Source organism: Inquilinus ginsengisoli (assembly GCF_050434925.1).
GTDB lineage: Bacteria > Pseudomonadota > Alphaproteobacteria > DSM-16000 > Inquilinaceae > Inquilinus > Inquilinus ginsengisoli_B.
This window is the reverse complement of record NZ_JBNDJK010000001.1, coordinates 5,338,675-5,363,852: the sequence shown is the minus strand read 5'-3', so window position 1 is coordinate 5,363,852 and position 25,178 is coordinate 5,338,675. Positions and strand designations below refer to the sequence as shown.

The 25,178-nt window shown below is 68.7% G+C and carries 23 protein-coding genes; 12 read left to right on the top strand and 11 right to left on the bottom strand.

All coding sequences use genetic code 11. The features are described 5' to 3' along the window. Window positions 1-2: 2 nt before the first annotated feature. Both QFZ27_RS25530 and QFZ27_RS25525 read left to right on the top strand, forming a co-directional pair. Window positions 3-1,763, top strand: coding sequence for a DUF4344 domain-containing metallopeptidase (locus tag QFZ27_RS25530; RefSeq protein ID WP_429229274.1), 1,761 nt, complete (start codon window positions 3-5; stop codon window positions 1,761-1,763). Between the two features lie 83 nt (window positions 1,764-1,846). Next, a complete protein-coding gene (locus QFZ27_RS25525; protein WP_429229273.1) occupies window positions 1,847-2,770 on the top strand; it encodes a response regulator in 924 nt (307 codons plus the stop codon). A gap of 10 nt (window positions 2,771-2,780) precedes the next feature. Here the strand turns inward: QFZ27_RS25525 and QFZ27_RS25520 are convergent, their stop codons facing one another. Next, the gene (locus QFZ27_RS25520; protein WP_429229272.1) at window positions 2,781-3,287 is read right to left on the bottom strand and encodes an RNA polymerase sigma factor; all 507 of its coding nucleotides are present in this window, start codon (window positions 3,285-3,287) and stop codon (window positions 2,781-2,783) included. A gap of 382 nt (window positions 3,288-3,669) precedes the next feature. Between QFZ27_RS25520 and QFZ27_RS25515 the strand changes: the two genes are divergently transcribed. Beyond that, on the top strand, window positions 3,670-3,978 hold the full coding sequence (locus tag QFZ27_RS25515) for a hypothetical protein (RefSeq protein ID WP_429229271.1): 309 nt from the start codon (window positions 3,670-3,672) through the stop codon (window positions 3,976-3,978). Between the two features lie 463 nt (window positions 3,979-4,441). Beyond that, window positions 4,442-5,818, top strand: coding sequence for a group II intron reverse transcriptase/maturase (gene ltrA, locus QFZ27_RS25510; RefSeq protein WP_429229270.1), 1,377 nt, complete (start codon window positions 4,442-4,444; stop codon window positions 5,816-5,818). Between the two features lie 79 nt (window positions 5,819-5,897). On the opposite strand, the gene QFZ27_RS25505 is transcribed toward ltrA, so the two are convergent. Continuing rightward, on the bottom strand, window positions 5,898-8,318 hold the full coding sequence (locus QFZ27_RS25505) for a glucose/quinate/shikimate family membrane-bound PQQ-dependent dehydrogenase (protein ID WP_429229269.1): 2,421 nt from the start codon (window positions 8,316-8,318) through the stop codon (window positions 5,898-5,900). Between the two features lie 184 nt (window positions 8,319-8,502). Between QFZ27_RS25505 and QFZ27_RS25500 the strand changes: the two genes are divergently transcribed. Both QFZ27_RS25500 and QFZ27_RS25495 read left to right on the top strand, forming a co-directional pair. Further along, window positions 8,503-9,375: a diacylglycerol/lipid kinase family protein gene (locus tag QFZ27_RS25500; RefSeq protein ID WP_429229268.1), complete on the top strand. Its 873-nt coding sequence runs from the start codon at window positions 8,503-8,505 to the stop codon at window positions 9,373-9,375. After that, on the top strand, window positions 9,372-10,205 hold the full coding sequence (locus QFZ27_RS25495; RefSeq protein ID WP_429229267.1) for an inositol monophosphatase family protein: 834 nt from the start codon (window positions 9,372-9,374) through the stop codon (window positions 10,203-10,205). Before QFZ27_RS25500 ends, QFZ27_RS25495 begins: the two co-directional genes overlap by 4 nt. 200 nt (window positions 10,206-10,405) lie before the next feature. Here the strand turns inward: QFZ27_RS25495 and QFZ27_RS25490 are convergent, their stop codons facing one another. Together QFZ27_RS25490 and QFZ27_RS25485 are read right to left on the bottom strand one after the other, a co-directional pair. Beyond that, window positions 10,406-10,774, bottom strand: a complete 369-nt coding sequence (locus QFZ27_RS25490; RefSeq protein ID WP_429229266.1) for a response regulator — start codon at window positions 10,772-10,774, stop codon at window positions 10,406-10,408. Window positions 10,775-10,883: 109 nt separating this feature from the next. Beyond that, the gene (locus QFZ27_RS25485; protein ID WP_429229265.1) at window positions 10,884-12,344 is read right to left on the bottom strand and encodes a PAS domain S-box protein; all 1,461 of its coding nucleotides are present in this window, start codon (window positions 12,342-12,344) and stop codon (window positions 10,884-10,886) included. Window positions 12,345-12,811: 467 nt separating this feature from the next. Between QFZ27_RS25485 and QFZ27_RS25480 the strand changes: the two genes are divergently transcribed. Beyond that, on the top strand, window positions 12,812-13,789 hold the full coding sequence (locus QFZ27_RS25480) for a helix-turn-helix domain-containing protein (RefSeq protein WP_429229264.1): 978 nt from the start codon (window positions 12,812-12,814) through the stop codon (window positions 13,787-13,789). Between the two features lie 166 nt (window positions 13,790-13,955). Here QFZ27_RS25480 and QFZ27_RS25475 read toward each other — a convergent pair whose 3' ends face one another. After that, window positions 13,956-14,507 carry a DUF4142 domain-containing protein gene (locus QFZ27_RS25475; RefSeq protein ID WP_429229263.1) on the bottom strand — a complete coding sequence of 184 codons (552 nt, stop codon included), beginning with the start codon at window positions 14,505-14,507 and terminating at the stop codon, window positions 13,956-13,958. A 150-nt stretch (window positions 14,508-14,657) separates the two neighbouring features. Here QFZ27_RS25475 and QFZ27_RS25470 point away from each other — a divergent pair, with 150 nt between their 5' ends. After that, a complete protein-coding gene (locus QFZ27_RS25470; RefSeq protein ID WP_429229262.1) occupies window positions 14,658-14,846 on the top strand; it encodes a DUF3008 family protein in 189 nt (62 codons plus the stop codon). A gap of 47 nt (window positions 14,847-14,893) precedes the next feature. Here the strand turns inward: QFZ27_RS25470 and QFZ27_RS25465 are convergent, their stop codons facing one another. The 3 genes from QFZ27_RS25465 to QFZ27_RS25455 all read right to left on the bottom strand — a co-directional run bounded on the left by QFZ27_RS25465 (window position 14,894) and on the right by QFZ27_RS25455 (window position 17,481). Further along, the gene (locus QFZ27_RS25465; protein ID WP_429229261.1) at window positions 14,894-15,118 is read right to left on the bottom strand and encodes a hypothetical protein; all 225 of its coding nucleotides are present in this window, start codon (window positions 15,116-15,118) and stop codon (window positions 14,894-14,896) included. A gap of 63 nt (window positions 15,119-15,181) precedes the next feature. Next, a complete protein-coding gene (locus QFZ27_RS25460) occupies window positions 15,182-15,478 on the bottom strand; it encodes a hypothetical protein (RefSeq protein ID WP_429229260.1) in 297 nt (98 codons plus the stop codon). Window positions 15,479-15,741: 263 nt separating this feature from the next. After that, window positions 15,742-17,481: an MFS transporter gene (locus QFZ27_RS25455; protein WP_429229259.1), complete on the bottom strand. Its 1,740-nt coding sequence runs from the start codon at window positions 17,479-17,481 to the stop codon at window positions 15,742-15,744. 259 nt (window positions 17,482-17,740) lie between these two features. Between QFZ27_RS25455 and QFZ27_RS25450 the strand changes: the two genes are divergently transcribed. Beyond that, entirely contained in the window at window positions 17,741-18,583 is an 843-nt protein-coding gene (locus tag QFZ27_RS25450; RefSeq protein WP_429229258.1) for a hypothetical protein, read from the top strand. Further along, window positions 18,580-20,115, top strand: a complete 1,536-nt coding sequence (locus tag QFZ27_RS25445) for an ABC transporter substrate-binding protein (protein WP_429229257.1) — start codon at window positions 18,580-18,582, stop codon at window positions 20,113-20,115. Before QFZ27_RS25450 ends, QFZ27_RS25445 begins: the two co-directional genes overlap by 4 nt. A gap of 4 nt (window positions 20,116-20,119) precedes the next feature. On the opposite strand, the gene QFZ27_RS25440 is transcribed toward QFZ27_RS25445, so the two are convergent. Together QFZ27_RS25440 and QFZ27_RS25435 are read right to left on the bottom strand one after the other, a co-directional pair. Further along, window positions 20,120-20,467, bottom strand: a complete 348-nt coding sequence (locus QFZ27_RS25440) for a DUF3088 domain-containing protein (protein WP_429229256.1) — start codon at window positions 20,465-20,467, stop codon at window positions 20,120-20,122. 10 nt (window positions 20,468-20,477) lie between these two features. After that, window positions 20,478-20,936 (bottom strand): Lrp/AsnC family transcriptional regulator, encoded by a 459-nt coding sequence (locus QFZ27_RS25435; protein ID WP_138886154.1) that lies wholly within the window; start codon window positions 20,934-20,936, stop codon window positions 20,478-20,480. 138 nt (window positions 20,937-21,074) lie between these two features. Here QFZ27_RS25435 and alr point away from each other — a divergent pair, with 138 nt between their 5' ends. Together alr and QFZ27_RS25425 are read left to right on the top strand one after the other, a co-directional pair. Then, the gene (gene alr, locus QFZ27_RS25430) at window positions 21,075-22,229 is read left to right on the top strand and encodes an alanine racemase (protein WP_429229255.1); all 1,155 of its coding nucleotides are present in this window, start codon (window positions 21,075-21,077) and stop codon (window positions 22,227-22,229) included. Then, the gene (locus QFZ27_RS25425) at window positions 22,226-23,554 is read left to right on the top strand and encodes a D-amino acid dehydrogenase (RefSeq protein WP_429229254.1); all 1,329 of its coding nucleotides are present in this window, start codon (window positions 22,226-22,228) and stop codon (window positions 23,552-23,554) included. The genes alr and QFZ27_RS25425 overlap by 4 nt, the downstream gene beginning before the upstream one ends. Before the next feature lie 15 nt (window positions 23,555-23,569). On the opposite strand, the gene QFZ27_RS25420 is transcribed toward QFZ27_RS25425, so the two are convergent. After that, entirely contained in the window at window positions 23,570-25,078 is a 1,509-nt protein-coding gene (locus QFZ27_RS25420) for a calcium-binding protein (protein WP_429229253.1), read from the bottom strand. Window positions 25,079-25,178 lie beyond the last annotated feature (100 nt).

Genomic DNA, 25,178 nt, shown 5'->3' with positions numbered 1-25,178 from the left:
AGATGGTGGGAAGAGATTCGGAACGCGGCTCTCGTCGCGTGAGGGCGGCGATCGTCGCGGTCTTGGTCGCCTGCGGCCTGCTGGGGGCTGCGTCCTCCGGCCAGGCCCAGTCGCCACGGCCGCAGGCCGGTTCCATCGATGCGTCCGATCTCGACGGCATGCTGAACGTGCCAGAGAAGAAGCTGCTGCAGGAGGGGCTGATCTGGCTCGGCTACTACAATGGCTGGGCCGACGGCGTTCTCGCGCGGGGCACGCGGGACGCGATCTGGTCCTGGCAGGAGCAGAACGGCGTCCAGCCCACCGGCCGGCTCGATGGCGAGCAGGCGCTCAGGCTCGCCGGCTCCGCCTTCTCGGCCAGGGACCGGTTCGGCTGGCAGCCGCTGTCCGATTCCCGCAGCCGGATCATCCTGTCCTATCCGTCGAAGCTGCTGACGGAGCAGAAGAACTCCGACATGGGCGGGCTGCTGCTGGACAGCCAGGACGGCAACGTGTCGCTGATGACGGTCCGGATGACCGACATCAAGCCCGGCCAGATCGACGCCCTGTACGACGCGCTGGCCGGCGACCAGAAGTCGAAGGTCACCTATGAGTTCAGGCGCGACGACCTGTTCATCCTCAGCGGCAGCCGGGGAACGGGCAAGTTCTACGCCCGCTACGAGCAGCGCGGCGGCGAGATCCGCGGCTACGACCTGATCTGGGATGCTGCCCATGACAAGGAGATGGGCCCGGTCTCGGTGATGGTGTCGAACAGCTTCTACCCGTTCGGCTACGACACGCCGCAGGAGGATCCGAGCTACCCGACCCTGCAGGCGCTGCTGGACGCCAAGGAGCAGGCCGGCGGGGCCGGGCAGGGCGGAGGCGGCACCTCGCGCGGCGGCACGGAACCTAGCCCGCAGCGGACCAGCGCATCGGGCAATCCGAAGGGCGGCACGGCCTTCAGCTACGAGTACCAGGAGCCGAAGAGCAAGGAGATGCAGCCGGCGTACCAGTTCGTGCAGGACACGGACCTGATCCGCCAGATCTCCGAGATCCGGACCATGGACGGCATGTTCATCATGCCGCGGCCGCTGGCCTTCGTCGCCGGCGAATGCGGCACGGTGAACGCCTTCTATTCGCCCAAGGAGTCGATGATCGCGCTCTGCTACGAGATGGTCGACTCGCTGGTGCGGGAAGGCCACGCGCTGGCCAAGCAGACCGGGGGCGGCTCGGATTTCCAGACCGACTATGTGAAGCAGAACATCCGCTTCATCCTGCTGCACGAGACCGGGCACGCACTGATCGACATCCTCGGCCTGCCCTCGACCGGGCGCGAGGAGGACGCCGTCGACCAGCTGGCGGCCGTGACGATGATGCTGAACAACTGGGACAATGAGGCGACCGACGAGGTCATCGCCTCGCTCAAGCTGGTCGCGCTGTGGTTCTCGGTAAACGGCAGCGGCGGCGGCAGCAACCAGGACGCCGACATGGCCCGCTACGCCGACGAGCATTCGCTGAGCGAGCAGCGCTATTTCAACCTGCTGTGCATGATGTATGGGCGCGACCCGGACCGTTACGCGCAGATCGTGCAGGACGGGCTGCTGCCCGAGGCGCGGGCGGGGCGCTGCCGGACCGAGACGGTGAAGATCTTCGAGGCGTGGAGCACGCTGCTGATCCCGCATTTCGCCTCGAGCGTCAAATCCGACGGTGCCGGGACGGGCACGGCCGGCACTGCCGCACAGCCGCAGGAAGAGCCGGAGGACCCCTACGGGACGCTGAAGCGATAGGCGAGCCTCACGCGGCCGCGGCGAAGCCGGGCAGGACGTCGCGACAAGCCCGGCCTCCGGAATGACGATGCCAGATTTCAGGCGTGACCCAGGTCACCTCCGGCTCTGCCGCTCGGGTGCGATGGTCCGGGCACAGCGCAGGCGGCGGGACCCACCGCTGCCGGAAACTGGAGTCAGGAGCCTTGCTTCAACATCGGATGTCCCCGGCCGATTACTCCGCCTTTTCCTGGACGCAGGCGGAGTCCAGCACGCCGTCGGCACGGCCGGACCTGAGCACCGCGAACAGCAACCGGCCGATCCGCGTCCTGGTTGCCGACGATGACCCGGCGATGCGGGCGACGATCGCCGATTATCTGGAGAACCACGGCGCACATGCGGTTGCGGCCGGGGGGCGCCAGGAGATCGCCCGCCACATCGCCCGGGGCGAGCTGGACGTGGTGATTCTGGACCTGCAGCTCGGCGAGGGCGACGGCCTCACGCTGCTGCGTGAGATGCGGACGCGCTCCGCCATCCCGGTGATCATCGGCACCGGTCGCGGCCAGGAGGAGGTCGATTGCGTTATCGGGCTGGAGCTCGGCGCCGATGATTATCTGAGCAAGCCGTTTGGGCTGCGGGAGCTGCTGGCGCGAATCCGGGCGATCTTGCGCGGGCGGGACCTCGCGCGGGCGGCGTCGCAGCGGAGTCCCGAGCGCGGCCGCTGCCGCTTCGGCGGCTGGCAGCTCGACCGGCGCCTGCGGCGGCTGACCGACGCCCAAGGGGTCGTGGTGCCACTATCGAAGGCCGAATATGCGTTGCTGGTCGCCTTCATCGCGGCGCCGCAGCGGCCGCTTTCGCGCGAGCAACTGCTGCAGGCGACGCGAATCCGGGAGGATGTGTTCGACCGCACCGTCGACGTGCAGGTGCTGAGGCTGCGCCGCAAGCTTGAGGCCGATCCGTGCGCCCCGAGGATCATCCGGACCGAGCGCGGCGTCGGCTATGTCTTCACCCTGCCGGTCGAGGCGCTGTGACCGATCGGCCTCAGTGGACCGCCCGGTCCTCGCCGCGCAGGGCGTTCCGTGCCCGCGCCAGGCGGGACCGGATGGTGCCGATCGGAACATGCAGACGTTCGGCCGCCTCTTCGTAGGAGGCGCCGTTGATTGCCACCAGGTGCAGCACCTCGCGATGGCTGCGCGACAGCGAGGGCCAACGTGCCTCCACTTCGCGCACCTCGACCGTCTCGGTCTGGTTGGCCGGGGCCGGCAGGTCCCAACCCTCGATCGGCACCATCTCGGTCTGGTTGCGCTTGCCCGAAACGAATTTCGAGAGGTGGAGGCGGCGCATCATGACGATGAGCCAGGCGACGATGTTGCTGCCGGGCCGCCAGAGATGGAGCTTCAGGGCGGCCCGCAACAGCGTCTCCTGGATCAGGTCGTCGGCATCCGCCCGGTTGCGGGTCAGGCTCACGGCATAGCGCCGGAGATCCGGAATGCAGGGAGCGACGGTCGCGAGGAACTGTCGCTCGGTTGCGGCTGAGATGGCCGGCATCGGGGAGCGTCCGTGTTGCGACTGGATACCCAACGAAACCGATAGGCGGCCGGACTGTTCCCTTAAAAGCTCTCATCCTACGAGCCTGCGGTGCAATAAACTTCCGCTTCGGTTGCCGTACTTCGCTGCAGTGCCTCAGATCAGCGGCGCCAGACTATCAATTGATAAGCGATTTGAGGTGCGCCACTCCGCCAGCATGATCCGCAAGATACACCGATCGCATTTGTCTAATTTGATGAATCCTTGTGCGGATAATCGTTCGATGGCGGATCTGCCTTTGTCGCGGCGCAGATGGAACAATCGCCGCGGCTCGACCATTGCCCCATTGTCCTCCGCCGCGGCGCGGCGGAAGGCGACCCTGCCAGCCTATAGGGGAAGTCCAGTGAAACTCGTCCTACTCGCCGCCACGGCGGTCCTCGCCGCCGCACCGGCCTTCGCCGACTGCCAGTCGGACGCCCAGGTGCAGGCGGAGAAAGTCCGCACCGCGCAACAGCTTCTGAGCAAGCAGGCCAGCGCGCCGATGACGGAGCAGTGCCGGACCGGCTCCACCCTGATCGCCGAAGCCAAACGCCTCAACACGATCAATCGTAATTGCCAGGGGCAGCTTCAGCTTACGGCCCAGGACCTGCAGCGGGCCGACCAGCGAATCCAGGCGGCGGACCAGGAATACGCCACCCAATGCGGTAGCTGATCCTCTCCCGCGCCGACAGGGCCGGTCCCAAAAGGACCGGCCCTTGCCATGGTGTGCGAGCATGACTGACAGCTTGGAGGTGGAAGTCCTCTGTCCAGCCTGATGGCGGTGAAGGACTATCGAAGCGCAAGGGCGTCGCCGCGAGGCGGGGTCTGAAGGAAGCGTGGAGCAAAGCCGCGGCCCGATGGACAAGAACCGGATATGAGGCCTACCCGGCCGGACGAGCGAGCCGTTGATCGCGAAGTCCAGGGCCATCAATGGCCGGGGTGGTAAATCCGGCGGGCGTGCGGTGAAGGCGGTCGGTCTTACCTCGGGAGGTCTGCGCCGTGTCCCTCGGGACTGAGGTGGCCGCAAGGCCGCCTGACCGCGGCGCAGAAGTCAGCTGAGGGCATAGTAGGCGGCGGTTGCCGCCGAAGGCCCGAACGGTGGAAGAGGCCAGTAGAGCGGCGATCTCGAGCGAGCCATGCGGCAGAAAGATCAGAGCAAGCTGACCCTGGGCCCCTCGGCGGAGGGTGAAGCCCCGAGCCTTGCGGCCCAGGCGACCGAAGCTCGCGCGGCGAGAGCCAGCCTCGAACGCCCGGCGGTCGCGGGACCGTCGATGGAGATCATCCTTGACCGAGAGAACCTGAAGACGGCGCTGGCACGAGTGCGGCGCAACAAGGGTGCGGCGGGGGTCGACGGCATGGGTGTCGACGATCTGCCGGCCCACCTGAAGCGGCATTGGCCCGCGATCCGGGCTCAGCTGATCAACGGCACCTACAAGCCGCAGCCGGTGCGGCGGGTGGAGATCCCGAAGGCGTCGGGTGGCGTGAGGCCGCTCGGCATCCCGACGGTGCTCGACCGCTTCATCCAGCAGGCGGTGATGCAGGCGCTGCAGGCGGACTGGGACCCGACGTTCTCCGAGGCCAGCTTCGGCTTCCGGCCGGGGCGCTCGGCGCATCAGGCGGTGGCCCGGGCGCAGACCGATATTGCGTCCGGCTACGGCGTGGTGGTGGATCTCGACGTGGAGAAGTTCTTCGATCGGGTCAACCACGATATCCTGATGGGGCTGGTGGCCAAGCGGGTGGCCGACAAGTGCCTCCTGAAGCTGATCCGCGGCTTTCTGACCGCGGGCGTGCTGGAGGGCGGCCTCGTCGGCCCGACGGAGGAGGGGACGCCGCAAGGCGGACCGCTCTCGCCGCTGTTGTCGAACCTGATGCTGGACGTTCTGGACCAGGAGCTGGAGAAGCGCGGCCATCGCTTCGTCCGCTACGCCGACGACTGCAACATCTATGTGCGCAGCCAGCAGGCGGGCGAACGGGTGATGGCCGGCATCGAGCGGTTCCTGGCCAAGCGGCTCAAGCTGAAGGTCAACAGGGCCAAGAGCGCGGTCGCCAAACCGAGCGCCCGCAAGTTCCTGGGCTTCAGCTTCACCGGCGGAAGAGAGCCGCGGCGCCGGATCGCGCCGAAGGCCATCGACCGCTTCAAGGCGAAGGTCCGGGTCCTGACGCGGCGCACCCGCGGCGACAACCTCAAGCAGATCATCGAGGAGCTGTCCGTCTACCTGATCGGGTGGCGCGGCTACTTCGGCTTCTGCCAGACCCCGTCGGTGCTGCGCGCACTCGACCAGTGGACCAGGCGGCGGCTCCGCGCCATCGCCTGGAAGCAATGGAAGCGCGGACCCAAGCGCTTTGCCGAGCTGCGACGCCACGGCGTCGGCCGGGATCTGGCGGCCCAGACCGCCGGCAGCCCACACGGCCCCTGGCGGCTCAGCAACAGCCCCGCGCTCACCATTGCACTCCCCACCGCCGCACTTCAGTCCCTCGGTCTCGCCTCCATCGCCAACCCGCTCCCCGCTTAATCCGCCGAACCGCCGGATACGGACCCGTACGTCCGGTGGTGTGGGAGGGGGGAACCGCGAGGCTTCCCCCTATCCCGATTCAGTGCGGCAGCGCGTAGGCGATGACCGAGTCTCCCGCACGTGTGCCGAGCGAGCCATGGCCGCCGGCGACCACCACCACGAACTGCCGCCCGCTCTGCTCCGAACGATAGGTCATCGGCGTGGCCTGGCCGCCCGCCGGCAGCCGGTCCTCCCAGAGCTGGCGGCCGCTGGTCACGTCATAGGCGCGGACATACTGGTCGAGGGTCGAGGTCAGGAAGGCGACGCCGCCCGCGGTCATGATCGGCCCGCCCAGGCTGGGCACGCCCATGGGGATCGGCAGAGGCACCGGCGAGTTGTCTCGGATGGTGCCGTTCTTGTGCTGGTAGACGACCTTGCCGCCGCGTAGGTCGACCCCGGCGACATAGCCCCAGGGCGGCGCCTGGCAGGGCAGGCCGAGCGGCGACAGGAAGGCGTTCAACGCCACCATGAAGGGCGCGCCGTGGTTCGGGTTGACGCCGCCGGTCTCCTGCGTGCCCTCGATATCCGACCCGCCCGATGGCTCCTGCGCGTTCCCTTTCTTGCCCTCGGATGACGCGTTTTCGCGCCGGATCAGCCGGTCGACGAACGCCATGTAGTCCGGATTGGCGAAGGCCACCTGGCGCACCGGGTCGACGGCAATGCCGCCCCAGTCGAAGATGCCGAAATTGCCGGGATAGACCAGCGAACCCTGCTCCGACGGCGGCGTGAAGATGCCCTCGTAGCGCAACGACCGGAACTGGATCCGGCATGCCAGCTGGTCGAACATCGTGGCGCCCCACATGTCGCGCTCCTCGAGCGGACGGTCGGGCAGGAAGGTGAGGGCGGAGAAGGGTTGGGTCGGCGCCGTGTGGTCGCCTTCCGCCGCGCCCTGCGGCACGGGCCGTTCCTCCACCGGGATGATCGGCTCGCCGGTGCGGCGGTCGAGGACATAGATGTCGCCGCGCTTGGTCGGCGCCACCAGCGCCGGCACCTTGCCGCGCGGCAGGTCGAGGTCGATCAGGCTGGGCTGCGAGCCGATATCCATGTCCCAGAGGTCGTGATGCACGGTCTGGAACACCCAGTGCGGCTTGCCGGTGGCGATCTCCAGCGCCACGATCGCGCTTGAGTATCGTTCGGCCTCGGGCGTCCGCCGGCCGCCCCACTGGTCGGGCGGCTGGTTGCCCATCGGGATGTAGATCAGCCCCAGTGCCTCGTCGGCGCTGGAGATGCTCCAGCTGTTCGGCGAGCTGGCGACATAGGTCTCGCCGGGACCGAGCGGCTCGGTCCGGTCCGGATGCCCGGGATCCCAGGCCCAGACCAGCCGGCCGGTGGTGGCGTCATAGGCGCGGATCACGCCGGACGGCATCTTCACCGAGACGTTGTCGCTGACATTGCCGGCGATGATGACGAGGTCGCGGGTCACGACCGGCGGCGAAGTCGAGTAGTACATGCCCTCCTGCCGCTCGGGCATGCCCTGCCACAGATCGACCTGCCCGTTCTCGCCGAAGCCGGGGCAGGGCCGGCCGGTGTCGGCGTCGAGCGCGATCAGCCTGGCATCGGCGGTCGGCATGAAGATGCGGCGGCTGCAGTCGCCGGCCGTTGCTGCCTGAGTGCCCGCCGCCTCGTGGTAGGAAACGCCGCGGCAGGTCAGGTGCTGCAGCGCCTTCGATTGCGAGAGCTTGGGGTCGTAGCGCCACTTCTCGCTGCCGGTCTCGGCGTCCAGCGCGATCACGAAATTGTGCGGCGTGCACAGATAGAGGGTGTCGCGGACCTTGATCGGCGTCAGCTCATAGGTGGTCTCCCCGGGATCGTCGGGGCCGCGGACATCGCCGGTGCGAAAGTGCCAGGCGACCTGCAGCTTGCCGGCATTGTCCGGCGTGATCTCGGCCAGCGGCGACCAGCGGTTGCCGTAGGAGGACCGGCCATAGGCCCGCCAGTCGCCATCCGGCACGCCGCCATAATCCTGCGGCACCGGACCCTGGGCCGCCGGCAGCTCGCCCGGCCGGTCGTGCCCGTCGGTGACCATCGCGGTGATTCCGGCCACGGCCCCGATCAGCAGCGCGACGGCGAGCGGCGGGCCGGCACCGCGCCAGGCCGCCGGCGGCGGATCCGTCGGATCGTGGCGGAGGCCGCGGGTGATCCAGGGCATCAGCAGCCACAGGCCGACCAGGAACACGATGTCACCGCGTGCCGCCAGCGGCCACCAGTCGAGGCCGATCTCGGCCACAGCCCAGGCGATGGTGCCGAGCACGACCACGGCATAGACCCACAGCGCGGCGCGGCTGCGGAACAGCAGCAGCAGGCCGGTGAGGATGAAGCCGAATCCGGCCGCGAGGTAGTACCAGGACCCGCCGAGGCCGACCAGCCAGGCGCCGCCGGCGCCGAGGGCGAAGCCGAGCAGGATGATGACGAGCGCGGAGAGCCAGAGCACCGCGCGCGAGCCGCCGCTTCGTTCCGGCATCGACGTCTCCATTCTTGGTCGGGCCGAGGATGCCGCAGCCGGCATCCGGGGACTGTAGTCCTGAGCGAACTTCCGAGTGAGCTTGACCGTTCCAAGCCGGCGTCAAGGCGGCACGGGTGCGGCCGGCAGACGCGCCGGGCCGAAGCGGACGGAACCGAAACGGCCGTGGCCGGATTGTTCGACCATGGAAGTATCTCTGTTTCACAATCCAAAGGCCGGCGACGGCGACTGGCCGGCAGATAAGCTGGTCCGCCTGCTCGAGATGTCCGGCTTCGCCCCGGTGCACTGCTCGACTCGCAGCAAGGAGCTGGAGCAGGCGCTGGAGAATCCGCACGATCTGGTGGTGATCGCCGGCGGTGACGGCGCCGTGGCCGAGATCGTGCGGGCGCTGCACGGCCGCAGCCACACCATCGTGATCCTGCCGACCGGCAGCTCCAACAACATCGCGCGGGCGCTCGGCATCGTCGAGGAGCCGCGCCATATCGTCGCCGGCCTGGCCAAGGCGAAGCGCACGCCGCTCCGGATCGGCGTGGTCGAAGGGCCGGAATGGTCCCGCAACTTCGTCGAGGCGGTCGGCATGGGCCCTATTACCGCCGCGATCGAGCAAGGTGCCGCGGGGGGCAAAGAGCACGGCTCCGACCTGGTCGGAGAACGGCGGGACGAGTTGCGCCGCATCGTTGCCGATTGCGAGCCGCTCGACGTCAGCCTGATCGCGGATGGCAAGCGGCTGGACGAGAAGATGCTGATGCTCGAGGTCCTGAACCTGCCGATGATCGGGCCGAACCTGCTGCTGGCGCCGGAAGCCGACCCCGGGGACGCGCATCTCGACGTGGCCTGGCTGCCGGCGGCAAAACGCCGCTCCATGCTCGCTTGGCTGAAGGACCCCGAAGCCAGGGGGTCGCCGCTGCAGCGGATCAGGGCCAAGCAAGTGGAGTTGCACCCGCGGGGCGGCAGCCTCCATGTCGACGACAAGGCCGTCGAGGGCGGCGAGGCCACGCTGACCATCCGTATCGAGCCCAAGCCGGTGACCGTCCTGATCACTGGAGGTGAGGAATGACCAGCGACGACCTGCCCGCGGCCCAGCTGCAGCGATGGGAGGAGACGGCGATCGAGTTCGCCAGGCTTGCCGGGGCCGAGATCGTCGCCTCGCTCGGCCGGACCTTCAGCGTCCGGTACAAGACCGGGGCCGGGCAGGGGGATGATCTGCTGTTCCGCGACCCGGTCTCGGAGGTCGATCAGCGGGTGGAATCCCTGATCCGGCTGCGCCTGGCCGAGCTGTATCCCGACCACGGCATCATCGGCGAGGAGATGGAGGACCATCCGGCCGGGCCTGACAGCCCAGTCTGGGCGATCGATCCGGTCGATGGAACCACCAACTTTGTCAATGGCTTGCCGCTGTTTGCTGCATCGATCGGCCTGCTGCATCGCGGCCGGCCGGTGATTGGCGCGGTGTGGTGCTCGACCAGCCACGCCCTGCGCTCCGGCGTCTATCACGCCTGCGGCCACGGCCCGCTGAGCTTCGACGGAGCGAAGCTGGAGGTCGGGCCCAATCCGGCGGTGCGCCGGCGGCTGGCGGGAGAGCCGCGGCTCGACCCGGGCACGGTGCTGCCCTGGGAAACCCGCAAGACCGGATCGGCCGCGATTGAATGCGCCTTCGTCGCCGCGGGCCTGCTGGAGGTGGCGCGGTTCGAGCGGCCGAACGTCTGGGACGTCGCCGGCGGGCTGTGCCTGGTCACGGCCGCCGGCGGCACGGCTTTCACGCTGTCTGACCAGGAGCGCGGCTGGGAGCGCTTCACCAGCTTCGGCGACGATCCCCGCAGCTGGCACGGGCAACTCGTGATCGGCCCGGAGGCCGCCGCCATCCGCCGCAAGGACGCCGCTGCGTGATCCGGACGATGCCGACGGTGACCGTGGACTTACGTCGGACCACGATCCGGGAAGGCGCAGCTTGGTGTCGTGTATGATTTTCCATAATATATATTATCCGACTTTCATATAACCCCTATCCTTGCCCTCACGCCGCTTCTCTGTCCCCTGGAGAGTGATGGCCGACAGATCTTGGTCGCCCGATTTGGCTCCGGCCCCACTTAGCTATCAGTGCCGGCGATATCCGCGATCACGGCGGCGAGTTCGCTCTCGGTGTAGGGCTTGGGCAGCAGCCGGGAGTCCGGGACGCCGAGCCGGGCGCAATCCTCCGGCCCGGCCTGGCCGCTGGTGTAGATCACCCGGACGCCGGGATGGATCTCACGCACCGCCCGGGCGACGGTCCACCCGTCCGGGCCGGGCGGCATGTGGATGTCGGTGAACAGGATCTGCAGCTCCCGCGCGGTCCTGGCCGCGGCGATTGCCGCCTCGCCACCGGTCGCGGACATCGGCTCCAGCCCGAGCTGCTGGGCCGCATCTTCCGCCATCATCCGCACGAAGGGCTCGTCTTCCACGATCAGGATTGCGGCCATGCTGTCGCTTTCGATCGAACCCGGCAGGTCAAATTCCGGTTCCCGTCGTCGCAACGGTTCGGGCCGTGGTCTGGTTCCAAGCATGCGACCAAGGTCTTGGTCGCAGCTTTCATCCGGCCAGGCGATCCAGTGGCATGGTCATCAGGATGGTCAGGCCCGCGGCGTCCCAGCGGCGGGCGATCTGACCCTGCAGCTGGCCTTTGACGGTGCCGTCGACCAGCCAGGTGCCGAAGCCGTCTCCATTGGCGGTTCCGTCGGCCGGAGGCCCGTCCCGTTCCGTCCAGCTCAGCGACAGCACCCCTTCCTCGATCGTCCAGACGACGGCGATCCGGCCCGTCGCCGCGGACAGGGCGCCGTATTTGGCCGCATTGGTCGCCAGCTCGTGCAGCAGCAGCGCCAGGCTGGTCACCGCGTGGCCGCCGATGGTCACCTCCGGCCCGGCGATGGTGACCCGCCCGTCGTTGCTGTCCTCGAAGGGCGAGACGATGGTGCGCAGCAGGGTCGCGAGCGTGGTCGGAGTCACCGCCTGCTCGCGCCGCAGATCCGGCAGGGTCAGGTCATGCGCGCGGGCCAGGGTGCCGAGCCGGTTGCGCACCTGCTCCGCCAGCTCCTCCGGCGTCCGCGCGGTGCGGGCGCTCAGGGTGATGACGGCGCCGGCCAGGGCGAACAGGTTCTTGACCCGGTGACTCATCTCCCGCAGCAGCAGGGTCTGGCGGTCCTCGGCCCGCTTCCGCTCGGTGATGTCGCGGGCGATCTTCGAGGCGCCGACGATCTCGCCCGCCCGGCTCCGGATCGGCGAGATCGTCAGCGAGATCTCGACCAGGCTGCCGTCCTTGCGGCGGCGGACGGTCTCGAAATGCTCGACCCGCTCGCCCCGGCGGATGCGGGCCAGGATCTCGGGCTCCTCATCCAGCCGGTCCGGCGGGATCACGATCGTGATCGGCTGCCCGACCACCTCCCTGGCGCTATGGCCGAACAGCCGCTCGGCTCCACGGTTCCAGTCCGTGATGATGCCGTTGAGGTCTTTGGCCACGATCGCGTCCTCGGAGGATTCCACGATCGCGGCCAGACGCTGCGCCGCCTGTTCGCCGCGGGCGCGTGCCCCGGCCTCGGCCAACGCCAGCTGCTCGGCGCGGTGCCGGTCGGAGATGTCGACCAGCATGTTGACGGCGCCGGTCAGCCGCCCTTCCGCATCGAACAGCGGCGTCGGATAAGGGATGAAGGGAACCCGCGTGCCGTCAGGCCGCTCGGCCACCGCCTCCATGCCCCGGATCGGCTTTCCCTGCTTCAGCGCCTGGGCCATCGGACACTGGTCGTGCGGCAGCGGCGTGCCGTCCGGCCAGTACAGCTTCCAGGAGCCGCAGAACTCGCTCTTGCCCAGCTCGGGCCGGCAGCCCCACAACTCGGCCGCGGCCTCGTTGTAGAAGGTGATACGCCCGTCGGCGTCGGTGGTGTAGATCGCCCCCGGCAGCGCCTGCAGAATCTCCCGGGCCGCGTGTTCTCCGGCCGGGACGGCCGGCGATGTCGATCCAGGGGTCGCGGGCGACGCAGCCTGGGAATTGCCGTTCATTCGGTGCCCTCTGAAACCGGTCTGCCCCACGCCGAAGCCGATGGGGGTCGAGGGGCCGCCGAACCAGCCGGCCACGCTTCATCGAATTTAGCGCAGCATGACATCGGCCTCAACCTGGGAACGAAGTAAAAAGGCGCCGGTCTGTGGCGATCAACCACCGGCCGAATTAACATATGATATTTGCAGGCTGTATTCCCGAGGCACGAGTTCCAACCGGATTGCGAAACGGGAACACCGAGGTCGGAACCCTTGACCGGTCCGCGCGTTGATGAATCCGTCGACATTCCAGCTCACGGGGCTGACCCATGCCTGTCCGGGTGGCCGCTTCCCCCACATCTTCCGGATCTCCAGCGCCGGCAGACATCGGCCGGCCTAACCGTCGTGACGCGCATGCCGCGGCGCGTCCGCAACTCGATCTTCTCGCCCCGGCGGTCCGTTCGCGGCTGGTCGGTGCGGATCAGGTCCGCTTGGCGAAGGGACAGCGGACCGATTGGGGCGACCGTGACTGTCTCCATCTCCTCCGCTCCGGCTGGATGGCCCAGTTCCGCACCCTGACCGATGGCCGGCGGCACGTCCTGCGCTTTCTCATGCCCGGCGACATGGTCGGGGTGACCTCACAATTCTCCGGATCGGCGCCCGCGCCCGCCATTGCATTGACCGATGCCCGGGTGGCGACCGTCCCGGTCGCGGAGCTGATCGACCCCGCCTCGGCCGCGGCCCTGCGCCAGTGCTGCGTCCTGCTGGCGATGGAGAACGTGCAGGCGCATGAGACCCTGCTGTCGCTGGGGTGCCTCAACGCCGAAGAGCGCGTGGCCGCCCTGCTCCTGGGACTGTTCGAGCGGGCCTGGGCCCGGGATCTCGTCAGCGACCGCGGCCTGCGGCTGCCGCTGACCCAGCAAGACATTGCCGACGCGCTCGGCATCTCGCCGGTCCACACCAACCGGATGGTGATGAAGCTGCAGCGCACCGGGTTGATCCGGCTCAAGGCCGAATGGCTGCAGATCCTCGACGGGCCGGGTCTCGAAGCGCTGGCGCAATGGACGCGGCCGATGGCCTGGACCAAAGGCTCCGATCGCGGCCCCAAGCCGATGGAACGCACCGCCCGGCGCATCCTGGTGGTGGAGGACGATCAGCTCCTGGCGCTGCAAATGCAGGCCATCCTCCGCTCGCTCGGCTTCGAGGTGCTGGGTCCGGCTGGTTCGCTCGAATCCGGCCTGCGCCTGGCCGAAGCCGGCGACGTCGACGCCGCGGTCCTCGATGTCCGGCTCGACCAGGGCCGGCGGGTCTTCCCGGTGGCGCAGACGCTGCAGCGCCGCAGCATCCCCTTCTCCTTCATGACCGGTTACAGCGGCGATCCGGAGCTCGATCGCTTCCACGCGCCGGTCCTGCGCAAGCCGGTCGAGACCGGCAGCGTCGCCGCCATGATCGAGCAGCTCATCCACTGAGACTGTTTGCAGGGCGGAAGCCGCCCTTTCCCGTCATTGCGACCCCGGCCTTGAGCCGGGGGAAGCAATCCAGGGCCGCTCGTACCGGCCCTGGATTGCTTCGTCGCTCCGCTCCTTGCAATGACGGTGTGGAGGAGGCGCGCCCCACTCCACCCTCCTCCGCGTGTCAGCGCAGGCTGGACAGGATGGTCTGGGCCTCGTCGAGATGATGGTTGACGATCGGCGTCAGCTCCGCCGCCACTGCCTTCAGATTCGGGTCGCCGCCGCTTTCGCCGTAGCTCTGCTGCAGCTTCAGCGCCTCCTGATGGCCTTCGACCTGGCCTTCCATGTATTGACGATCGAACTCGGCGCGCGGAGCCGACCGCAGCGCGGCCAGCTTCTCCTGATGCTGCGGATCGAGGGCGGTCGGCAACTGGACTCCCAAGTTCGAGGCAGCGACCGCATTGCGGATCTTGGTGGTGGACTCGGTGTGATCCCGCACCATCGTCCGGGCGAAGCTGCGGACCTCGCTGCTCCTGGCTCGCCGGGTCGCGACCTTGCCGGCCTCGACCTCGAACAGGTCGCTCATCCCGGCGGTCTGCACGTAGTTGGCTGGATCGATCTGGGGCGCCGGCGCCAGCGATGCCAGCATCTGCGCCGGCTCGCTGTCCCGGCTGCAGCCTCCGAGTACGAGCGCGCCCATGATCGCTGCCGCGGGCAGCACGAGGACGGCCTTCATCGCAAATCTCCCTGTTGGGGCGGAATGTACGATTGCAACGGGACGGGCGCGCGGGGCGTTCCGAATCGAACCGGGACGCAGGGCGGCTTCGGAACCGGCCCGCGCTCCCCGCCGTTCCAGATTCAGGCATTCCATCACGGAGGCACATCAATGCCGGCGAAATCGAAGTCGCAGCAGAAGGCCGCCGGCGCGGCCCTGGCCGCGAAGCGCGGTGACCAGAAGGTCGGCGAGCTCAAGGGCGCGTCGAAGTCGATGTACAAGTCGATGAGCGAGAAGCAGCTCGACGAGCTCGCCTCGACCAAGCGCAAGGGCAAGCCGGAGCACGCGTCGAAGTCATGATCCGCCTCGGCGGCGCGGGGCGACCGGGTATGGCCGTCCCGTGCGGCCTATTGATAGCGCATGGCCACGGCGACCGAGCCGACCGCCACGCCCAGCGCGGCGGCGGCGCTTCGGTGCGGCTGAGCCGGGCTGCTGTTCGATGCTGTCGGACCTGTTGAGGCTGCGATGGCACCCGGCGCGGCCGGTCCGTCGACCGACGGGGAGTGGACAGAACCGGGCGTGGCAACCAGGGCGGTCCCGGCGGCGAAGGCAAACACGGTCGATCGGATCATTCCCGGGCTCCGTGGCTGGTGAACCATCTGCGTCAGAAAACGGGCTCCAGGCGCCGAAGTTCCTTACACCAGCCGCCCGATCGCGCCGGCCTGCTCGGAATTGTCCAGCAGTTCCATCAGCTCTGATGGGGTGATGTCCAACCCCTCCTCGTCCAATAGCGCCATCGCCAGCGTACAGACCATGGCGCTCTTCTCGTTGTCGGACAGCGGCTCGTGCTTGTGCATCATCAGCTGCCGCAGCCAGATCGCGAATTCGATCGGCGTCATCCGCCCGTCCCGCACCTGGCTGAGCAGGGTCAGCGTCAGATGGGCTGCGCTTTCGAACTCGATCGCGGCGAAAGGATCGATCGGGGGTTTCATGGCGACACGCCGCGTCGTTGGCGGTCCTGCCATCTGCCGATGGTCACGTCCGGTTTCCAATGCATCATTCGACTCCGCCAGACTAGCCCTGCCGGCCACGGATGGCCACCCGGTATCAATCAAATTCCGAGTCCGAAAACCATGCTCGAAATTCCTCGTCTGGCTGCGTTTCCTTTGCCTTCTACATCCAGAATTGCGGATTTCGAGACCGGGTTAAAAGGAGTACGGAACGAAGCGGGGTTGATATTGCGCGCCGGGCGGCTCTAGTCGGAGCCGGCGGGCTGCAGCCCCGGCGCGGTCGCCTGCACCGGCTTGACCGTGCCGCCGGGCGGAGGCTTCGCGGCCAGCATCCGCCGGCCGCGCCGGCGCCAGCTGATGGCGTGGCGCACTGCAGGTGGCGGCGGCCCCTGATGCAGCCGCCCGACCCGGTCGATCAACTCGCGCTCGGCGACGGTCAGCCGGGCCAGCAGCCGCAGATGCTCGTACCAGCTGTCGACGAAATAGACCTCGCTCCATTTCAGCCGGTCGGCAGCGTCGCGGAACAGCGACCAGCGGCTGGCGCCGTTGCGCAGCCGCACCTCGCGCAGCCGGATGGTGGCGCGGACGAAGTCGCGCTCCTGCTCCGGCCCGATGCGGTATTCGACCACCACCATCACCGCGTCGCGGCGCGGGTCAATCTGCAGGGCCGGCAATTCCAGCTTGCGCGCCGGCGCGGCGCGCAGGTCGACCAGCGCGATGTCCGGGATCTTCAGCCGCAGCGCCCACAGCGCGCCGACCACCAGCGCCACGCCGCTGGCCGCCAGAGTGCTGGCAACGCCCATGCTTTCCGCCATGGCGCCCCAGGCGACCGAGCCGAGCGCCAGCCCGCCATACAGCGCCATCTGGTAGATCGCCATGGCCCGGGCCTTGACCCAGTCCGGCACCAGCAGTTGCACCGCGGTGTTGTAGGTCGACACCACGGCGATCCAGGCCATGCCGCCGACGAACAGCACCGGCACCAGCACGGCGGTGATGTGCACGGTGCCCAGCACCAGCAGCACCGCGGCGAAGACGAAGGCCGAGCACGAAATCAGCCAGCTGGTGCCCAGCCATTCCCGCGCCGGGTGAACCAGGAAGCCGCCGCAAACGGCGCCGATGCCGAGCGCACCGAGCAGCACGCCGTAGCCGATCGCATCCTGGCCGAGCTGGTCGAGCGCCAGCAGCGGCAGCAGGGCCCAGACCGAGCTGGCGCAGAAACCGAAGATGAAGGACCGCGTCGCCACCCGCCGCGTCACCAGCGAATGCCGGGCGAAGCGCAGCCCGGCGGTGACGGCCCCGCGCAGCGTCTCCGGCGGCAGGGTCGAGCGCGCCGGCCGCCAGCCCCAGGACCAGATCGCCGCCAGCAGCCCGGCGAAGCTGGCGGTGGCGATCAGGAACACCCATGGGGCGCCGAGCCAGGCCAGCAGGAAGCCGCCGACCGCCGGCCCCAGCGCGCGGGCAACGTTGTAGTTGATCGAGTTCAGCAGCACGGCGCTGGCCACCGCCGGCTTCGGCACCATGTCGCCGACCGCCGCCTGCCAGGCCGGCCCTTCCAGCGCATAGCCGATGGCGATCAGGAAGGTCAGCCCGATCAGCCCGACCGGCTCCAGCAGGCCAAGGAAGCCGAGCAGGGTCAGGCCGAGCCCGCCCAGGACGCAGCACGCCTCCCCCGCCAGGATCATCTTACGGCGGTCGTAGATGTCGGCCAACGCCCCGGTCGGCAGCGACAGCAGCACCAGCGGCACCGCGGTCGCCACCTGAATCAGGGCGATCAGGAATGGGCTGGCCTCGGTGACGGTCAGCTCCCATGCCGCGGCGACCGACTGGGCCCAGTCGCCGAGATTGGCGAACAGGCCGGTGAACCAGACCAGCCGGAACACCGGATGGGACAGCGCCTCGACGAAGGGCAACAGCAGGCCGGACGGCGCCGGCTCGGCGGCGCGCTCTACCCGCAGATCGTCCTTGGCGCCGACGGCCTGTTGCATCTGTCTCCGCCCCGCTGTCCGAGGTCTCCACAACTCTAGGCATGGCTGGTTCGTCCGCGCAAAGGGCGCGGTGACTACATCCGGCCCTGCATAGCGACTCTCCGCCTTCAGATAGCTACCTCCGGGCTTTCAGAGAGCTACATTCCGCACTGGCCGTTCGAATTTTGAAAGCTCAAAATACATTCGAGCTTGCGACGTCTGCCGACCGTTCTAAGATACCCGGACCAGCCGGTCAGGCCGGCACAGGGGAGGCCGAAGAATGCGCGATCGTCCGGGCCACGGCGTGAAGCTGTCCTACTATGATTTCGGCCAGACGCCGTTCTTCGCGCTGCAGGCCGACCAGCGCGTCTCCTACTGCCTCTACGTGCCGCGGGACTATCAGGAGGACGGCGACAAGACCTACGGCCTGGCAGTGCTGATGCATGGCACCGGCCGCACCGTCACCGCCTATCGCGACAGCTTCATGGACTTCGCCGACGCCCATGACTGCATCCTGCTGGCGCCGCTGTTCCCGGCCGGGCTGATCAAGCCGGGCGAGCTCTCGAACTACAAGCGCCTGGCCTTCCACGACATGCGCTTCGACCTGCTGCTGCTGGCCATGGTCGACGAGGTGGCGGCGAAGTACCGGGTCCGCGCCGACCGCTTCCTGATGTTCGGCTTCTCCGGCGGCGGCCATTTCGTGCACCGCTTCCTCTATGTCCATCCGGATCGGCTGCTGGGCGTCTCGATCGGCGCCCCGGGCTCGGTCACGCTGCTCGACTGGAACTACGACTGGTGGGTCGGCCTGCGCGACTTCGAGGCCCGCTTCGGCCGGCCGATCGACCTCGCCGCGATGCGCCGGGTCGCCGTGCAGATGGTGGTCGGCGGCGACGACACCGAGACCTGGGAGATCGTCACCAAGCCGACCGACCCAGGCTGGATGGACGGCGCCGATCTGGCCGGCGGCAACCGGCAGGAGCGGATGCGGTCGCTGCGCGACAGCTTCGAACGCCACGGCATCGCGGTGCGCCACGACATCGTCCCCGGCGTTGGCCATGAGGGCACGCGCGTGCTGCAGCCGGTGAAGAATTTCTTCGCCCAGACGCTGGCGGCAGCGCCATGAGAGCCCTTGCCCTGGCAGCCCTGCTCTTCGCCGTCCCCGCGGCCGCGGCGGAGCCGACGCCGCTGCTGTCGATCGCGCTCAACGCCGACATCCGCAGCAGCAACCCGGGCGTGCAGCGCGACTTCAACTCCGACGTCGTGCTGCAGCATGTCACCGAGGGGCTGGTCGCTCTGCGCGAGGACCAGACCCCGGTGCCGATGCTGGCCGAGAGCGTCGAGGCCTCGCCCGACGGCACCGCCTACACCTTCCGGCTGCGCGACGGCATCACCTTCCACGACGGCCGCCCCCTCACCTCGGCCGAGGTGGCGTGGAGCTGGAAGCGCTATCTCGATCCGGCGACGCAATGGCAGTGCCTCGACCGCTTCGACGGCCGCAGCGGCCCGAAGGTGCTGGCGGTGGAGACGCCGGACCCGCGCACCGTGGTGTTCCGGATCGACCGCCGCAGCGCGCTGTTCCTGGTCAACATGGCGACGATCCAGTGCGGCGCCGCGGTGCTCAGCCCGTCCTCCCTCGGGCCTGACGGCGCCTGGGTCAAGCCGGTCGGCACCGGGCCCTATGTCTTCGCCGACTGGCAGAAGAACCGTTATCTCGAACTGACCCGCTTCGCCGGCTACAAGCCCCTCCCCGGCGCCCGCGACGGCGCCGCCGGCGGCAAGCAGGCGCTGGCCGAGCGGCTGCGTTTTGTCGTCATTCCCGACCGTTCGGTGATGAACGCCGCCCTCCTCTCCGGCCAGGTCGACATCGTCCCCGACGTCGGCGCCACCGAGATCGAAGCGATGAAGGCGGCCGGGGCGCAGGTCACCGTCACCCCGACACTGTCCTGGGCGGTGCTGCTGCTGCAGACCCGCGACCCGCTGCTGTCCGACGTCCGGGTGCGGCAGGCGCTGGCCCGGACGATCGACGGCAAGCAGGTGGCCGAGGCGGCGAGTTTCGGCCTGGCCGCCCCGAACCCGTCGGCCATCGCCGTCGCCAGCGCCTATCACCACGGCGATGCAGCTTGGCCGGCCTTCGACCCGGCCGAGGCCACGAAGCTGCTGCAGGAGGCCGGCCAGGCCGGCGCCACGATCAGGATCCAGACCAACAACCGCCCGACCGGCCAGTATGAGGCGGCGCTGATGATCCAGGGGCTGCTCACCGGCGCCGGCATCGACGCCGAGCTCGAGACGCTGGACTGGGCGACGCAGCTGCAGAACTACCGCGAGGGCAAGTTCCAGGCCTCGGTCTTCACCTTCTCCGGCCGGCCCGACCCGGCGCTGGCCTTCGATTCGATCGTCGGCAGCAAGGACGAGGACCCGACCAACCAGTGGGAGGACCCGCAGGCGATCGCCTGGCTGGCCGAGGTCAAGACGGTGGAAGACAAGGCCGGCCGGCAGGCGATCTTCGACAAGCGGCACGCCCGCATGGCCGAGCAGGTGCCGGTGATCGGCTTGTTCAACCTGGTGCAGGTGACGGCGGTCGGACCCAAGGTCCGCGGCTATGCCGATTGGGGTCCGGGCAATGCCCGCTTATGGGGCGTTTGGAAGGAGCCGTAGCCGGTCAGGGATGCGGATCGGGGAAGCCGTGGCGCCGCGACAGCGCGGCGAGGATGCGGTCCTTGCCGGCGATGAAGCGGACTCCGCCATGGCTCTCCGCCTCTGCATCGGCCGGGCTCCCCTCGCCCAGCACCAGCAGCGGCACGGACTGGTTCTGGTCGCCGACGAGCGCCACCACAGACTGGCGCGGCCGCGGCCAGGCGATCCGCTCGATGTCCAGCCGTACCGCCAGATCCGGGAAGGAGGCCAGCACGCCTTCCATCAGGGCGCAGTGCCAGCAGTAGAAGACCTGGCCGGGATAAGCCGGGTCGGTGAAGCCGGGGCGCAGCAGGAACAGGCGGTCGCGGGTCACGGTGTTCTCCTCAGGTCCCGGAATTGCCCCGGATCACGCTGCGCAGGGTGAAGGCCGACTGGATGCGCGACACGCCGGGCATGCGCGACAGCTGCTCCTTGTGGATGCGCTCGTAATCGGCGGTGTCGCGGGCGACCACGCGCAGCAGATAGTCCGACATCCCGGTCATCAGGTAGCACTGGTCGACCTCGGGGCATTTCCGCACCGCGGCCTCGAAGCGGGCGAGGTACTCCTCGGTCTGCCGCTCCAGCGTGATCTGGACGATGGCGATGGTCGGGTTGGCGACATCCGGCTCGTCGATCAGCGCGGTGTAGCCGCGGATGATGCCGGCATGCTCCAGCAGCTGCCGCCGGCGCAGGCAGGCCGAGGGCGACAGCCCGACCGCCTCGGCCAGGTCGGCATTGCTGATGCGGCCGTCGGCGCGCAGCAGCGCGATGATCTTGCGGTCGATGGTGTCGAGCGAGTTCATGTGTGGTTTCTGCGAAAACCGGTGAATTTGCTGCGAACACCAGACCATCCGGCCGCAGAAGGATCAACGGAAATCAAGGATCGCCGAGGGCCTGCGGCCGTATTCTGAGGCCGTTGGATCTCCTGCGGTTCGGCCCCGATGACCACCTCCCTCCCCGACGCCTCCGGCGCCACCCTGATCGTCGATCTGGCCGCGATCCGCGAGAATTATCGTGCGCTGCGCCGCCGCCTCGGCGGCACCGCCTGCGCCGCCGTGCTCAAGGCCGATGCCTACGGGCTGGGCGCCGACCGCGTCGCCCCGGCCCTGGCCGCCGAAGGCTGCCGCCACTTCTTCGTCGCCCATCTCGAGGAGGGCATCGCCCTTCGGCCGCATGTGCCGGAGGCGGCGGAGGTGTTCGTGCTGCACGGGCCGATGCCCGGCTGCGAGGACATCGCCCTGGCCCAACGTCTGGTCCCGGTGCTGAACAGCCTGGAGCAGATCGAGGGCTGGACCGCCCTGGCGCACCACCGTGGGCGGGCGCTGCCGGCGGTGCTGCAGCTCGACACCGGCATGTCGCGCATGGGGCTGTCCCCGGCCGAGCTGGACCGGATCGCGGCCGAGCCGTGGCGCCTCGACGGCCTCGCCCTCCGCCTGGTGATGAGCCACTTGGCGTGCGCCGAGCGGCAGGACCATCCGGCCAACGGCACCCAACGCCTGCGCTTCGACGTGGCCCGTCGCCGCCTGCCGCAGGCCCCGGCGTCGCTGGCGAACTCCTCCGGTATCTTCCTCGGCCCCGATTTCCACTACAACCTGGCCCGGCCCGGCGCCGCGCTGTATGGGCTGGCCCCGGTCGTCGGCGCGGCGAACCCGCTGCGCCCGGTGGTGCGGCTGCAGGCCCGAATCGTGCAACTGCGCGACATCGCCGCCGGCGACGAGGTCGGCTACGGCCTGACCTGGCGCGCCGAGGCCCCGACCCGCATCGCCACCGTGGCGGTCGGCTATGCCGACGGCTTCCCGCGCAGCCTGACCAATGCCGGCACCGCGCATCTCGGCGACATCGCCCTGCCGGTCGTCGGCGCCGTGTCGATGGACACGGTCACGCTCGATGTCTCGGCCCTGCCGGAAAGCGCGCTGCGCCCCGGCGCCCTGGTCGACCTAATCGGCCCGCATCGCAGCGTCGACGCCGTCGCCGCCGATGCCGGGACGATCGGATACGAGATCCTGATCCGGCTCGGCCGCCGCTTCCGCCGCGAGTATCGCGACGCCCAGCCCTCCCCCTCACCCGCTTTGGTTCTCGAAGGAGTTCCGTCGTGAAGGTCATCGTCCTCGGCGCCGGCGTCATCGGCGTGACCACCGCCTTCTACCTCGCCCGCGCCGGCCATGAGGTGACGGTGGTCGACCGGCAGGAGGGGCCGGCCAACGAGACCAGCTTCGCCAATGCCGGCCAGGTCTCGCCGGGCTATTCCGCGCCCTGGGCGGCGCCGGGCGTGCCGCTGAAGGCGATCAAGTGGATGCTGATGGAGCACAGCCCCTTCGTGCTGCGCCCGCAGCTCGACACCCGGCAGTGGCTGTGGCTGGCGCAGATGCTGCGCAACTGCACCGCCGGCCGCTACGCCGTGAACAAGGAGCGGATGGTCCGCCTGGCCGAGTACAGCCGTGACTGCCTGCGCCAGCTGCGCGCCGACACCAGCATCGCCTATGACGACAAGGCGCAGGGCACGCTGCAGCTGTTCCGCACCGGGAAGCAAGTCGACGCCGCGGCCAAGGACATCGCCGTGCTGCGCGAGGCCGGGGTGCCCTATGAGGTGCTGGACCCGGCCGGCTGCGCCGCGATCGAGCCGGCCCTGGCCGGGGTGAGAGACAAGCTGGCCGGCGGCCTGCGCCTGCCGGGCGACGAGACCGGCGACTGCTTCAAGTTCACCAACAACCTCGCGAAGCTGGCCGGCGACCTGGGCGTGACCTTCCGCTGGGGCGCCCGCATCGCCGGGCTGATGGCCGACGGCAACCGCATCGGCGGCGTGGCGTTGGAGGACGGCGAGACCCTGCGCGCCGACGGCTATGTCCTGGCGCTGGGCAGCTACTCCCCGCTCCTGCTGAAGCCGCTGGGCATCGAGATCCCGGTCTATCCGGTCAAGGGCTACTCGATCACCGTGCCGGTCACAGAGGCTAATGGCGCGCCGGTCTCGACCGTGATGGACGAGACCTACAAGGTGGCAATCACCCGGCTGGGCGACCGCATCCGGGTCGGCGGCACCGCCGAACTGGCGGGCTACAGCAGCCGGCTGTGGGACGCTCGGCGGCGGACGCTGGAGCATTCGGTCACCGACCTGTTCCCGACGGGCGGCGACGTCTCCCGCGCCAGCTTCTGGACCGGCATGCGGCCGATGACGCCGGATGGCACCCCGGTGGTCGGCCGCACGCCCTACGGCAACCTGTTCCTCAACACTGGCCACGGCACGCTGGGCTGGACCATGGCCTGCGGCTCCGGCCGGGTGATGTCGGACATCGTCTCCGGCCGCCGCGCCGAGATCGACCTGGAAGGCCTGGCGATGGACCGCTACCGCTGGGCCGACCTGACCGGCATCCGCGCCCCGAAGGGCGGCCGGCCGGTCGCCGCGCCGGTGCCGCAGGCGGGGTAAGCGCCCGTCGACGAGTCAGAGCACGAAATCGGCGGCGACGAGGCCGATCGCACCGGCGAGCTGGATGTGGAAATCGGAGGCGCCGTCGCCATTAACGTCGCCGGCGATGGTGGTAACGCCGCCAACGGCGGCATAGCGCAGCTGACCGGCGACGCCGCCATAGGCGGCGGTGCCGATGAAGGTAAAGGCTTGGTCGCCGGCAACGGTGGTCCTGGCGTCGATCGCCGCCAGGTCGATCCTGTCGCCCTGCGCGTGGCTGAAATCGATGATCACATCGGCGTTGGCCCCGACCGGGCTCTGTGTTGTGCTGCTATAGATGAAACGATCGGCCCCGCCGCCGCCGGTGAGCGTGTCCTTGCCCGCCCATCCTTGCAGCCTGTTGGCGCCGACATCCCCGACCAGGGTGTCGCCGCCCTGGCTGCCGGAGAGGTTCTCGATGCCGTTCAAGCTATCGTTCTGGGCGTCGCCGCCGCTGCCGGATCCCGTGGTCAGGCTGACCGAAACCCCGATCGAACTGGTATAGTAGCTGGCGGTGTCGTTGCCGTTGCCGCCGTAAAGGGTGTCGCCGTCGGCGCCGCCGCGAAGCACGTCATCGCCGTCATCCCCGGACAGATAGTCGCCTCCGGCGTCCCCGGACAGGGTGTCGTCGCCACTGTCACCGTAAAGCGAATCATAACCTCCGGCGCCATAGATGATGTCGTCGCCGTTATAGCCGCCGAGCGTGTTGCTGCCGGCGTTTCCGGTCAGCCAATCGTTGTACTGGCTGCCGTAGGCGCCCTCGAAATTCGAGATGGAATCGCCTTGGGCATCGCCGCCGCTCGCAGTCCCTGACGCCAGATTCACGGTCACCCCGGCGGTGGAGGAATAGTGGGTCAGGACGTCGAAGCCGGCGCTGCCGCCGAGCGTATCGGCACCGGCACCGCCTTCGATGTAGTCATCGCCTTCGCCGCCGTAGATGGTATCGATGCCGGCGTTGCCGTAGAGGCTGTCACGGCCACTATTGCCGTAGAGAATGTCATCCCCCTCATCGCCGGACAGGTAGTCGCCGCCAGCGTCCCCGGTGAGGATATCGTTGCCTACGCCGCCATATCCGTTGTCGCGGCCGCTGCCGCCGTGGAAGGTGTCGTTCCCGGCGTTGCCGGAGAAATTGTCGTCGCCGACTCCTCCATTCACGGCGTCGTTGCCGGAGCCGAGATAGAAGGCCAGCTTCTCGAAATTGCTGAACTGCACGCCATTCGAGGTGGTCGTGGTTCCACCCGGTGTCGGGTTCGGCGTGACGCTGAACGCCACCGAAGCGTTCCAGTAGTAGAACTGGAGGGTGTCCTGTCTGGCACCGCCGTTGAGGATGTCGGCGCCGCCATAGGTATGGACGAAGTCGTCGCCGTCGCCGGCATTGATGGTGTCTGCCGCTCCCGGCAGCGAATCGCCGTCGTAGATCGTGTCGTCCCCTGCCGCGCCGGTGATCTGGTCGCTGGACGAAGTGCCGTTGAGATTATCGTCGCCCGCCGTTCCATTGATGATCATTGGCTTAACCCTCTGGAAAACGCCTCATGGAAATTCGGTTGAGGACGGCAATTTCGCATCAAATTGCGGCATATTTCGAGCCATACTGCGATATGCAGGA